The organism is Candidatus Kerfeldbacteria bacterium (assembly GCA_016214565.1).
Taxonomy (GTDB): domain Bacteria; phylum Patescibacteriota; class Patescibacteriia; order UBA10025; family JAHIVO01; genus JAXDBW01.
In genome coordinates this window covers 240,515-254,258 of the sequence record JACROE010000002.1, presented here as the reverse complement: position 1 = coordinate 254,258, position 13,744 = coordinate 240,515, and the positions used below count along the sequence as shown (strand labels likewise).

Annotated in this window: 7 protein-coding genes and 2 tRNA genes; 2 read left to right on the top strand and 7 right to left on the bottom strand. The window is 48.3% G+C overall.

Annotated elements, in window-relative coordinates; translation table 11 throughout:
- Positions 1 to 6 precede the first annotated feature (6 nt).
- From HZC01_01270 to HZC01_01240, 7 genes are all read right to left on the bottom strand, one after another.
- Positions 7 to 93, bottom strand: a tRNA-Ser gene (locus HZC01_01270).
- Positions 94 to 294: 201 nt separating this feature from the next.
- Positions 295 to 383, bottom strand: a tRNA-Ser gene (locus HZC01_01265).
- Positions 384 to 417: 34 nt separating this feature from the next.
- Positions 418 to 1,086, bottom strand: a complete 669-nt coding sequence (locus HZC01_01260; GenBank protein MBI5037326.1) for a ComF family protein — start codon at positions 1,084 to 1,086, stop codon at positions 418 to 420.
- 54 nt (positions 1,087 to 1,140) lie between these two features.
- Complete coding sequence (locus HZC01_01255; GenBank protein ID MBI5037325.1) at positions 1,141 to 3,645, bottom strand: ATP-dependent Clp protease ATP-binding subunit; 2,505 nt, start codon at positions 3,643 to 3,645, stop codon at positions 1,141 to 1,143.
- 208 nt (positions 3,646 to 3,853) lie between these two features.
- On the bottom strand, positions 3,854 to 4,738 hold the full coding sequence (locus HZC01_01250) for a M48 family metallopeptidase (GenBank protein MBI5037324.1): 885 nt from the start codon (positions 4,736 to 4,738) through the stop codon (positions 3,854 to 3,856).
- Positions 4,739 to 4,802: 64 nt separating this feature from the next.
- The gene (locus HZC01_01245) at positions 4,803 to 5,360 is read right to left on the bottom strand and encodes a LemA family protein (protein MBI5037323.1); all 558 of its coding nucleotides are present in this window, start codon (positions 5,358 to 5,360) and stop codon (positions 4,803 to 4,805) included.
- Between the two features lie 27 nt (positions 5,361 to 5,387).
- Positions 5,388 to 5,903, bottom strand: a complete 516-nt coding sequence (locus HZC01_01240) for a hypothetical protein (protein ID MBI5037322.1) — start codon at positions 5,901 to 5,903, stop codon at positions 5,388 to 5,390.
- Positions 5,904 to 6,088: 185 nt separating this feature from the next.
- Between HZC01_01240 and HZC01_01235 the strand changes: the two genes are divergently transcribed.
- Both HZC01_01235 and HZC01_01230 read left to right on the top strand, forming a co-directional pair.
- Positions 6,089 to 10,045, top strand: a complete 3,957-nt coding sequence (locus tag HZC01_01235) for an exo-alpha-sialidase (protein MBI5037321.1) — start codon at positions 6,089 to 6,091, stop codon at positions 10,043 to 10,045.
- A 3-nt stretch (positions 10,046 to 10,048) separates the two neighbouring features.
- The gene (locus HZC01_01230; GenBank protein ID MBI5037320.1) at positions 10,049 to 13,741 is read left to right on the top strand and encodes a hypothetical protein; all 3,693 of its coding nucleotides are present in this window, start codon (positions 10,049 to 10,051) and stop codon (positions 13,739 to 13,741) included.
- Positions 13,742 to 13,744: the final 3 nt, after the last annotated feature.

The window sequence follows — 13,744 nt, the reverse complement described above, 5'->3', positions numbered from 1 at the left end:
TTCATTCGGAGGCGGAGGGATTCGAACCCCCGAGACCCTTGCGGGCCTAGCAGTTTTCAAGACTGCCCGATTCAACCACTCTCGCACGCCTCCATGACATTGTTTTGGAAATACTGATCAGGTCGGAGAGTACAGGATTCGGTCACCGATAGAATTCCTGACGGAATTCTTCGTCGACCCCGCCTCGCGGCGCTCGCCTTCTCTTCGGGAAACTCGCGCATCGCTGCGGCTTTCTCATCCTGTCGCGAGCACAGCAGTGTGCTCGCTACTCATCCTCGTTCATAGAATTCACTTCGGAGAGTACAGGATTCGAACCTGTGCGGGGCTTTTTAGACCCCCGCGGTTTAGCAAACCGCTGCCTTAAGCCACTCGGCCAACTCTCCTCGGAATCCCCCATGGGTACTCAATAGTGTGATTTCAACGATTTCCATGTGCGATGACAAACCCCCAAACAGCGCGAGTCCCGTGGGTTTTGAGGATCGTGGCACAGGCCGCGAGCGTCGCCGTAGTAGTGGCAACATCGTCTACGAGTATAACATTTTTGTTGAGTTTTTTAAAGTCCGGTCCGATACTAAAGGCGCCATCGATATTGTGCAGTCGCTCAGCGCGATCAAGTGATGCTTGGGGTACTGTATATTTGCTTCGGATCAGCGCGCCTGGAACTACTGGTATCTGCCGCATATCCCCAACATGCTGGGCAAGTAACAACGATTGATTGTAGCCACGTTCGCGCAATCGCCGGGGGTGCAGAGGAACTGGGATTATCGATGAAGTATGAAGTATAGTGTGCACGGAAGAATTGTCAATGTGTGAGCATAACTCTACGAGTAAAGCGCCTAGATGCATGTGTACGGTCGCAACACCATTATATTTGAGATAGTGTAGCAGGGCGTTGACGATTGGATTGTCATAGTGGGTGATGGCCCAGACACCGTCGAGGGGTGGACGATGTGGCACTGCATGAACCGATCGTGGAATACGTGCTACACAGGTAGGACAGAGCCAGGTGTCTTCTCGGCCGCAGCCAAGGCAATTGAGAGGAAAAATTAATGATAGTATTTCTTTGAGCAATGATTGAATAAACATAAAAACCTTCCCGTTTTGGAGGGAAGGCCATCTGCCAAATAGAATAAAAAAATACTACCCCACTGTCAAGGCACCATTCGTAACTGTAACTTTGACACGCTCGCCGGCGTGGAGGGTGCCGGACAATAGCTTTTCGGCAATGACATTTTCAATATGCTCCTGAATATGGCGACGCACGGCGCGGGCGCCTTGATTTGGTTGGAAGCTTTTTTCCGCAATAAATTTAATCGCTCGCTTCGTAACATTGACCGTGAGTTGTTGGGCGCGCAGCTTTTCCTGGAGCGCAGCGATGTGAAGCGAGACAATCTTTTCAATCGTTTTTTTGGTGAGTGGGCGATAGACAATAGTACTGTCGATACGGTTCAATAATTCAGGACGGAACGTTTTTTCTAAGTCTTGTAGGACACGCTCTTTAATATGTTGATATTGTTTCTCTGCTTCGGCTTTATCAGCGGGGCTGTCAGCAGCAAAACCAATCTCAGCGCCCTTCGTCAGGTTTTGCAATCCAATATTTGACGTCATGATGACAATAGTGTTTTTGAAATTGACTTGTCGGCCCGTGGCGTCAGTTAAATGGCCGTCTTCCATGATTTGTAGCAATACATTGAAAACTTCCGGATGCGCTTTTTCAATCTCATCGAAGAGTACGACTGAATATGGTTTGCGGCGAACGGGCTCGGTAAGTTTATTACCCTCTTTATAACCAACGTATCCAGCCGGAGCGCCTAATAGTTTGGACATATTAAATCCTTCGGCAAATTCAGACATGTCGATGCGGATCAGTGCGTGCTCATCTTCGAAGACCGTGCGAGCTAGCACTTTTGCCGTCTCAGTTTTCCCTACGCCGGATGGTCCGAGAAACATAAATGAAGCAATCGGACGATTTGGATCAGCCAGGCCGACGCGGGATCGGCGAATGGCATTGGCGATAGCTTTGATCGCTTCGTCCTGGCCAATGATTGATTGTGACAGTTCCTCTTCAAGGTTTAGGAGTCTTTCCTTTTCCTCTACCACCAGTTCTTGGAGGGGTATTTTTGTCATCCGGGAAATGACCTCGGCAATGTCCGTTCGCGTTATTTTCCCCACGAATTGCAGGTTGGACTGGGATTGTTTTTGGCGAAGGATGGCTAATCGCTCAAGCAACTTATTTTCCTGCGCTTTATATTGTAAGGCACGTTCAAAATTCTCCTTATTAACTAGGGTGTTTTTTTCTTCACGGACTCGGTTGATTTCTTTTTCTGTTTGATGGATTTCTTTGAGTAAACCGTCGCGCTTCTGGGAAATCTTGATTTTTGAGGCAGCCTCGTCGATCAAGTCGATTGCTTTGTCAGGTAAGAATTTGTCCTGAATGTAGCGCGCGCTCATTTCTACAGCTGCCCGGATAGCGTCATCGGAAATGTGCACCAGGTGATACCGTTCGTAGTTTTCTTTGATGCCACGCAAAACCTCCATTGTTTCTTCGGCGCTTGCCTCCTCAATAATAATAGGTTGAAAGCGTCGTTCAAGGGCTGGATCAGATTCGATGTGTTTGCGGTATTCATCCAGCGTGGTGGCACCAATGGTTCTCAGTTCTCCTTTTGCTAGGGCTGGTTTTAATATATTTGCTGCATCCATAGAGCCCGCGGCTGAACCAGTACCGATAATGGTATGGAGCTCGTCAATAAAGACGATGATATTTGGATCACGCTTAATCTCGTCAATAATTTGTTTGAAACGTCCTTCAAATTCACCACGATAAATCGTCCCTGCAACTACCAAGCTGAGATCAAGTCGAAGGATTTTTTTATTGAGCAGCATATCGGGTACGTCACCCTGCAATATTTTTTTTGCTAAACCTTCAACAATGGCTGTTTTACCTACGCCCGGCTCGCCGATTAACACGGGATTATTTTTTGTACGGCGAGAAAGAATGTGGATGAGACGGTTAATTTCGTCTGTGCGACCGATGACCGGATCAATACTTTTCTGTTGTTTCGGGTCGGTCAGATCAGTGGAGAAGAAATCAAGTGCGGGTGTTTTTGATTCATCTTTCGTTTTCTCTTCTTGTTCAGCCTCTTTTGCTTGCTCAAAAATTTGGGTTAAATCAGGGAAGCGCGAGGTGCTGCGCATGACAGTTTCGAGTTGCTCTTCAATACTATTGAGGTTAACTTTATTTTGCTCCCAGAGCTCGAGCATAGCGGGAGTATTGATCTGCGTTAGACTCATCAGCAGGTGCTCGGTTCCGATATATTTATGGTTGTTATGATGGGCGATCAAAGCAGCTTTTTCGATGGTTTTTTTCGTATGCACCGAAAAAGAGCCTGTGGCCGCCGGCTTGGCTGTGAGCGAATCATCAAGTACGCCCTTATTATTTTTTAGAACGATCGTACGGATACGTTCCGGGGTAAGTCCTGATTTTGTGAGAATTTCGGCGGCGATACTGCCTTTTTGCATGATCAGCCCGTAGGTGATATGTTCGGGATTAATAAAAGTCGTGCCCATGGATGCGCTTAATTCTCGCGCCTTTTTCAGGGCGTTTTTGAGGTGGGTGGTAAATTTATCGGTAATTTTATTATCCATAGCGCTTGTCTAGTATACGGATCCACTAGTATATACGCAAGTGATTTGCTGATTGTGTGCGTCTGTGAACTAATTACTCATCACGAGACCGGTCACAATTGCGATAATCGCGACAACCCCGCTGGTAATGAGGATGCCCAGTGATATTTTTGTTGCCAGACTAGTTTTTGTAGCGACCGTAGTGTCTATTTCTTTTCGTGGCATAGGATTATTGGGTTATGGATCCCATTTGACGGAGGCGCTGAACGCGATCCTCAATGGGCGGATGCGTGGAGAATAATTTTGAGAAGCCGCCACCCAAGGGGTTAGCAATATAGAGATGAGCAGTCGACTTAGTGGCGCGTTCAATTCGTGCACCCTGTGCATTAATTTTTTCAAGAGCGCGGGCTAAGCCCTCGGGGTAGCGAGTCAGTAGCGCGCCTGATGCGTCAGCTAGGTATTCACGTTTGCGCGAGACGGCAAGTTTTATCAGCTCGGCAAACAGCGGCGCGAGTATCAGCATGACGAGACCGATCAATAGGATAAGGCCGCCGCCGTTGTTGCGGTTATTTGAGCGGCCTATAAAACGGGTTCGCCAGAACATGTCAGAGAGTACAATGATAGTTCCAACCACAACAATAACCAGTGTCATATAGCGAATGTCGTAGTTTCCGATATGGGAAAGCTCATGTGCCAGCACACCTTCCAGCTCTTCATTTTCTAATTTTTCAATCGCTCCCTTGGTGACTGCGATTGAGGCGTGCCGTGGGTCTCGTCCAGTGGCAAAGGCATTAATATCATCATCAGGAATGATAAAAACTTTAGGCATTGGCAAGCCCGCGGTAATCGCGAGATTTTCAATCATGCGAATGACGTAGGGGTTTTGTTCTTTAGTGATTGGGATGGCCCCCGAAGTCCAGAGGGCAATTTTATCACCTCGGTAATAGCCGATCAAAGCGCTGATGGTCGCGTAGATGACGGCTACAAACGACCAGCCCCATGAACCATTTCCGTACACCTGGTCGATCAGGTAGCCAATGCCAAATAAAATCATGATGCACAGTCCCATCAATATCCACGATCGACGTTTATTGGCTGCAATATGAGTGTAGATAGTAGGCATAGTTGAAATCGCGCGTCTTACTGGTAAGCCGCGCGATTATTACTGAGTTGACTGCTTAAAATTGAACTTTGACTGGTTCTCGCTCCGCCGCTTCCTCTACCTCAAAAAATTCATACGGCTTAAATCCCATCGTGCTGGCTACCATGTTATTGGGGAAAACTTGCAGCTTCGTGTTGAAGTCACGTACATTGCCGTTGTAAAATCGGCGAGATGCTTGAATCTTATTTTCCGTGTCGGACAATTCATCTTGTAATTTCAAAAAGTTTTGATTTGCCTTCAGATCAGGATAATTTTCAGAAACGGCAAATAAACTCTTCAAAGTTTCCGATAACATGTTTTCCGCTTGGCCTTTTTGAGCAATGCCGGTAGCGCTCATTGCTTGCGAACGCGCCTGAGTCACTTTTTCAAAAAGTTCACGTTCATGCTTGGCGTATCCTTTGACGGTCTCAACTAAATTCGGAATGAGGTCATAACGTCGCTTGAGCTGTACATCGATGTCTGACCAGGCTTCACCTGTTTGGTTACGGAGTCGAATTAAACCGTTGTACACGCCAATCAGCCAAAGTATGGCTACGGCGATGATACCGACTATGATCCAGAGAAAAAGAGGCATAGGATATATACGTTAGTTATTAAAAAATTAATTAGTAAATGGGGTAATCATCTCAGTTATGGCCTGAGCATTTACCTGGGTATTAGTTTGGATGTCGTCTTCTGTTTGAATGGTTACCTGGCTTCCCGCTTGAATATCATTCAATGTTATACGAACGCGTTGTGCACTTTCTGTTTGTCCAGCAGTATCAGTGACATCCCAGCGAATAATTTCAAGATCAGGATCAATGCTGACCGTAATTTGCTTCTGTTGAAGCGCTCCGGTATTATCGCGGTATGTCGTTTGTATAATAAGTTCGTTGTCAGATGAATTGTTTTCGATGACGACACCATTGAGGTTAAAAATTTTAGCTCCCATAACTTGCGGTGACCGATCAGAGAGTTCGATAACTGCGATCGGGGACTGAGCCTGTCTTACATTATGGCGTCCAACAAAATATGCGGTGGAAGCGACACCTAATATGAGCAAAAATGCTACAAAAGCCCCATAGACTGCGTTACGGGACCAGCCAAAGAGGTCTTCTTTATTGGTAATGTTTTTCATTTTTTTATTTTGCCTCATTAGTTGACTGAATGGCAAAATTATGTTACTATTAAATAGAAATAATTTGCACTCAATATCTCTGATTATTGCAAATACTGGTCAAAATGTCAATTTGCTGATTTTTGAGCAGCATTTTAAATAAAACTAGAAAATAAACTTCAAAAGTCCTATACGGGAGGAAATTTGTGAGTATTTTCAATAAGAAAACTAAGCGTCAGTATAATAAATTGGCTAATTTTAGCCTATTTTTTATTTCCTTTGTAATTGCTGGCTGTATTTTCTTTATTAATGGCGGATTTGCCGATGCCTTACCTGACCCTAGTGCTCCGCCGCCTGAAGACAATACCCCAGAATTACTGAGAATTGACGAGTCAAATCAGGTAAAAAGCGGTGCACTACGTTTCGGAACAGATGATCAAACTTCACCATATGCCTATCAGTTAGAGGTGCTCGGCAGTGGCGCTCGTACTACTGAGGGTATCATCGACAATACCTTGAAAGTTAACGATTCTTCTGAAACATTGTTTGTTGACCCTCTCAATAATCGCGTCTGTGTGAATAGCTGCGTGTCGGGAGACTCGGCAATATTGCAAATCCCGAGTGGACGAATGCGCGTGACTGGCTTGGATGAAGCGGGTGTTCGCGCGGTGAGTGCTGATAGTGAGGCACTCTATGGGTATGGAGCGACGTACGGAGTGCAGGGGGTGTCGAGCAGCACGTCGGGCTATGGTATGTGGGCAGTAGCAAGCTTGAGTGCTGCTCTTGAGGGGGCGCATACAGCTGTTACCCCTTTGTATAGTGCGGTAGGTGGATTTAGCTCGACGGGTATCGGTGTCTATGGAACAAGTTTGAACTTGAGCAACCGCTGGGCTGGGTACTTTACTGGGTTGCTCGAGTCCAATGAGATTGTTTCAGCTGCAAAGATTCTTCGAACTACAGAGCCTGAATCGCTGATCCCCTATACCGAAGGTCAAATTGCTGCGCAATTATTTCCTGAATTGTACCCGGCGCGCATGGCCACTGATGGGAAATGGCTTTGGATCGGTCAGGCGGGAAATGGCCATAACGATTTGTTGCGTGTAGACAAAGGAACCGGCGAGGTAACTGCTCGCTACACACTCGGTCCAGCTCAAGATCTCATGTATGATCAGCCGAATGGATATATTTGGCAGGCATCTGATACGTACTCGGGAAAAATCGCTCGCGTCAACATTGCATCGGGGATTGCGGAATCAAGAAGCGTGCTTGATGCGGATGCTCATGGCACATGTCCGTATGGTTTTATTGTTCAGGATCCAAACGATTCTGATATTTTATGGGCGTTGCATGCCGGTGGAGATTGTTTTGGACGAGATTATCACGATCGGCTCGAGCAATTCCGAATTTCCGATTATACAGATGATAGCGTGAACTGGCAGCCGATTGCCCGCTATGATATAGAACATGCTGAATCGATGACCGCGCCGTATTCACAGGGACCTCGCGCCATTACTTTTGATACTACGACTAATAGCTTATGGCTCGCTTTTAGTAATAATGATGCAGTATATCGGATAAACTCAGTCAATCCAGGCGGGGGTGATGCGACCATCAGTGCGTCAGATTATACTCGTTTCAGCGTGCCGGGACCAACTGATTTAGTTTATGATGGTAACCGTCATTACATGTGGGCCTCGGCCGATGATAGTGGTACTGGCAGTGATGGCGCTTATTACATCAATATTGGTTCGGGGACTGTCTCCTCGAGGATTGCGACGTATGCGGGGCCCGTTGGACCGCAGGCGATCACCTATGATGGTACAAATATTTGGGTAGCGACCACGAGTGGAGCACCGGCTGGTTATGTCGATCGGTTCCCGGCAAATAATCCCAGCGCCTTGTCGCATTTCCCCGCAAACAGCAATCGGTCGTATCGCGATATACTATTTGATCCATCAGTCAATCGCGTGTGGGTGCCGAGCTGGTATGGTCGCACCGTGGTTGGACTCGAGAGTAGTACTGGGTCGGTTGCGCAAACGTTTGATTATTCAAAGATTGGTTTTTCGATTTTGTATCATGACAATACGTACGTGTGGCTGTCGCGTGGTTCAGAATTGTGGAAAGTCCGAGCCAGCGACGGATTTGTGGCATATCAGGCAACCCTTGGTGCTGGTATGACCGAGGGATTTCATGATGGTAATTATTTTTGGGTGACCGCGCGTGATGCCGATACCGTTTACAAGGTGAATTTGTATTCTGGCGCAATCGTTTGCTCAAAAGTTTTTGCCAGTGGCACCAAGCCGGTCAGTATCGCTTTTGATGGCCGAAGTTATTGGGTATCTGCCCAGGGCACCGGTGAGATTATCAATTTGAGCAACACCTGCGCTGAATTGAGCCGCACCGATGTTTCCAATGCCGCAAATTCGTTAGGGAAAATTATTTACAACGGCAGTTTTCTCTGGGCGGTTTCTTCGGCAGAGAATGCGGTCGTAAATATGAATCCTGCCACACGCCAAGCAGCGCTCTGGACCGGATTAGTTGGGTTAAATCCAGTTGATATTGTGTATGACAACGTTCATTATTGGGTAGCCAATCGCGGCACGAATTCCGTCACTCAATATTACCTCACCAATAATAAACGTTGCTCGCTGGATCAGACAATTACCTGCTCGACTGACACTGACTGCGCGGGTAATGGCGGGTGCTTCGCGCTGCCACAGGCCGTCGGGACTTTCGCGACTGGTAATGAACCAGTAGGGATTGCCTTTGATGGGACGCATGTGTGGACCGCAAATTATGCGGGTCAGAGTCTCAGCCGATTGCAGGCCGCGGATCCGAACAATCGCTTGGATATTCCGCTTGCCTTCGCGCCACAGAGTTTAGAATTTGATGGTTCCTATTTGTGGTCCACGGGTACTGGAAATTCCGGCTCTGCCGGCGTTGTTAAATTATTTGCCGGGACGGGCTATGGCGACCAGTCATTTGCTGAAGCATTGTCGCTGCAGTCTACGACGGTGCCGACATGGCAACGGGGGAGCTATAGCATTACCGGAGATGCTCGGGTGGGGAATGATGTGCAAATTGATGGCAATGTGGATGCTCTGGGCAACAGTTGGCAAAAGGTTGGCGCGGGCGATGTCCTTACCAATTTTGACGATAGTACGTGGCCGGCTATGGGAGCGCTCGCTAATGCAACTTCGGTGAATGCAATGGTAGAGTCAGCCGCTAATACGTTGGTCGCTGGCGTTAATGGCAGTGTGCGCTGGATACATTTATCAAGTAATCAGGGGACGACCTGGACCCAGCCGGCGGCGACTCCGCCGGGTGATCGGGTGCAAGTCATGCTTCGCAGTGGAACGCGGCTATTTGCTGGGCAGGGCGTGATTACCACGATGTATTATTCGGATACTAATGGGGCGACCTGGCAAGCGGGGGGTGCGCTGTCAGCCGGGCAGGCAAAATTTGACGCTATCTTTCAGGGGAGCAACGGCATCATTTACGTTGCGCGGAGCACCAATATTCACACGGGAGCATTTCGCATATCTCGTTCTACTGATAACGGGGCGTCTTGGTCTGACGTGTACTCAAGCACAAACGGAATCATTTATGCATTTACTGATTTACCGAATGGGACGATTCTGGCTGGTGTGGATAATGGACAGATTCTACAATCGGTTGATTCCGGCTTGAATTGGACGCTTTTAGCTACGCTCTCACCGGCTGAGGCAATCAAGTCGATGACAAGAGCAGCGAATGGATATCTCTATGCTGGGACAGACACGGGCGGTGTTTTTCGTTCAATCAATAACGGGGTTAATTGGACGAAGACCGCGCTGACTGGTACCACGATGGTCAATGCATTAATGCAGACAACGAATGGGTATCTGTATGCCGGCACTGCCGGAGGAAAGATTTTCCGCTCGACTGATAATGGATCGAGCTGGTCGCTGCTCACCACCTTGTCCGGGACGCCGCAAATCAACACCTTGCTCAAAACTGCAAATGGCTATCTCTACGCCGGTGCGGCAAATGGGCAAGTGTATCGATCGGGTTTGGGCGTTTTGGCACCAGGCACCCAGACCTGCCCGAATGGTCACTATATCACTAATGTGACGGTGAATACCGCCGGCGGGGTAGTAAGAATTGATTGTCGTGGAATATAATATATGACTCGTCGAATCAATACAATACATCCATTCATTGCTGGGGCTCTCTTGATTGTAGTTAGCGCTGCAATTTATTTGCTCTGGGTTGCTTCGGTCAAGGCCGTTTGGAATCCGCCGTCAGCCCAGCCGCCAGCCGGAAACGTGTATGCACCGCTCAACACGAGTCGCGATAGTCAGGCAAAACGCGGATGGTTGCTGCTTGATCCGTATTACAATCCTTATGGCGAACTACCTTCGTTTATGTATCCACTTGAGGTGCGTGGAACGCGCGACGTGTTTATTAATAATTTTGAAGTAGCTCCCGCCGGTACACTGCAGGTAGACACCGATACATTATATGTAGATGGAAATACACATCGGGTAGGCATTGGCCTTAATGATCCGGCGACATTACTTGAATTGGATGGCGGTCTATTGATTGGCACTCAGTCCGCTGGTGTGACTGGGTCAGCCTTAGTCACGAGCAGCGCTCTGAATTATGGTGCGCTGGGCACGACTCAGCAGGATGGTCAGGCGGCAGTACGCGGCATCGGTACTGCTGGCCCCGGTGTGTATGGTTTGAATACAAGCTCGGGCACTGGTATCCGGGCGGACAGCCTAGCCAGCTCGGCTGTGGTAGGGAGCTCGAATGCCGCACTCGATCGAGCAGCTGCGATTAAGCGAGCGGGCGTTTACGGCCAGGCGACTGGCGTCGGTGCGTGGGCGGGATATTTTGCCCAGCAGGTGTATAGTTCACAGGAGAGCTATGCTCGCGGATTTATGCCAAATCGATTACAGAATTCTCAATTTCCGTATACGGCTGGGCAAGAATTGCGAGATCTCGCTTCGAGCAAAATTGTCGATCCGTCTGTTATGCTCTTTGACGGAACCTGGATTTGGCAATTAATTGGTGAATCGTGGGACAACTCACCCTATTTTCTTCTGCTTGATCCTTCGAACGGCGCTATTAGCGAAGAATTTATACTAGAGAACAGCAGCGGCACACAAGCTCATGGTACCAGTGAGATGATACTCGGCGGCGGGTATATCTGGGTAGCCAATAATTGGGATGACGCTCTCGGCATATCTCGCGTTGATCCTAATGATCCGACACATACAGCCACCCATTATGCCGTGGGCGCGCATGCGTCGGCCTCTGATGACGGTCCAACTGATCTGATTTATGATCCATACACCATTGGTGGACCATATATATGGACTATCAATGATGCGGGTTTGAGCCGCGATTATTCAATTTCCCGTTTTCGCATTGCGGATCAGACTTATACCAATTTCAAACTGGCACCGAACACAGGTGATCAGTGTCTTTCTTATGATCCGAAACGTTGCTCCGATCGGCTCGATAATGATGGGGATGGGAATATTGATAGCGGGATCTGCAGCAACGCGAGCTACACGACTCAAGCAACCTGTCAGGCTAATGGTGGCACGTGGACACCTGGCGATACAGAATGTATCAATCAAACCCAGGCACCCGGCACCAGTCCTACGGGTGCCTATCCGGCTGGTGATGAGCGGCTGGTTATGGCGTCGGTCAATGCTATCCACGGTATCACGCTTCAGCCAAATACTACCGACCCATCCAGCCCCACTATTTGGGTAGCATTTGACGGACTAGATTCGATGACACCCACGTTACTCTACCGTGGTGAAGGAATTGCTAAATTCTCTGCAGCTGACCCGACTAATACCGCGCTACAAAAAGTATATTGTCCTGGTCCGGCCAGCGAACCGCACGCATTGGCTTGGGGCGACGGGAAAGTATGGATAGGGAAGTCATCTCATTACAGCAAGTATCAGGGCAATGAAGGATTGGCGAGTTTTAATCCGACCACTGAGACATTCACCAATTACGCGTCAGTGACTACTAATCTTGAAAAGGTAGAATATGACGATACATCATCGGGCGGTCCGTATGTATGGGCGCATAATTATTATGATTTTTTCAAAATAAATACCACCGGAACGATCGTCCATAGCTACGAAGTCCCCGATGGAATGGCAGACTTTGATTTTGATCGCGAATCAGGACCGGTTGATTATGTTTGGGGCAGCCACGGGGTAGCCAGCTCAATCAGTCGCAATATGATTGATGCGCCGTATACGACGATCACCTACATCCCCAAGGGTTCATTTTCTCAGGATACCCTGTATGACGGCACTTATCTTTGGTCATCAAATAACGCCGGGAATACTATTAGTAAGTACCGTGCCAGCGACGGACAGAAGGTCGGCGATTACTTCAGCGGCTACTATCCGTCATACTTAGCGTTTGATGGACAGTCAATCTGGGTAACGCATGGCAGCGCCGGCGGATCAAATACTGAGCTGGCGCAAATCCGCGCGAGCGATGGCGTACTGATCGGTGATTATGATTACACTACCAGCTCAAATGAAGATGGTAATGATATGATCTTTGATGGGCAATACCTCTGGATCAGTGATGATAGTACCAATACCCTGAAACGAATTGACCCCATTAGCTGTAGTGGATCGAATTGCACGGCGAGTTCCTTTGCCGTGGCTAATGGGCCAAAATATCTTGCCTTCGATGGCGAATATATCTGGGTGACACGGAAAACTGCCACTAGCGCAGGACGCAATAGTTACTCAAAGATTGACCGCACGACAGGCGCTATATTGAGTACCTATGCGATTTCTACCGCGTATAACGTGGACGATAATTTATATTCAATATTATTTGATGGTACCTACCTTTGGTTTGGTGCGCGGAATCGAGATACGGATGGTAACAGCGTATATAAAGTACGCATCAGTGATGGATCAGTAGCGGCGCGTATTCCGACGATGAATATACCAGGTCGCTGTTCAGGTGGGACTCGGGCGAATCTTTTTTGCACGGCGACAAGCCAATGTACGGGCGGAGGGACATGTAGTGCCACGGCTAATAATGTGAGTGCCCTCACTTTTGACGGGACGCACATCTGGGCAGTCCAGGAGCGGGCGAACTACACACGTGAGTGCGAGGATGGTATCGATAATGATGGCAACGGGCAATGTGATCGGGGTTGCGGCGCTCTCCCGGCAGATACGAAATGTGCCTCAGTCGATGATGCCCATGAGACCGATAGTAGTGATTACTATGGCACCACCACTGATATTGAGTGCGCTGATCGGGTGGATAATGATGGGAATGGATTGTGTGACTATGATGGTGCCCCTGGATCGCCGGGTTGCAGCGGGCGTCCTGATCCGGAGTGTTCCAGCGCTTCTGATATTGATGAGTCAGTTCGTGAGAATGCCGCCTACCTGAATCGGATCAATGCCGGTACCAGCCAGTACCTTGATGGCACTCAATATGGGTACTACTGCAATCCGAATAGTCTTACCTTTGACGGAAGCAGCATCTGGGTGAACCAAACGACAAATAATTGTGATGGATATAATTTGCATCAGTTTTTTTCAGGCACGGGGTTTTCTCATCCCGACCTTGAGGGTTTAGCTAATCTTCAGACGACCATCCCGGGTCGTAATCAAGCGGGGAGTATTTTTTCGTCAGGCCAGGCGTCAATCGGAAGAGAATTGATTGTGACGAATGATTTTCAAGTGATCGCAAATGTGTGGGGCGGTAGCAGCGATGACGTACGCGGGTTTTCCACTTCGTGTCAGGACGGACAATTTGCAAAAGGATTTGATATTACGACTAATTCGCTACACTGTCGTCCATTATAATCA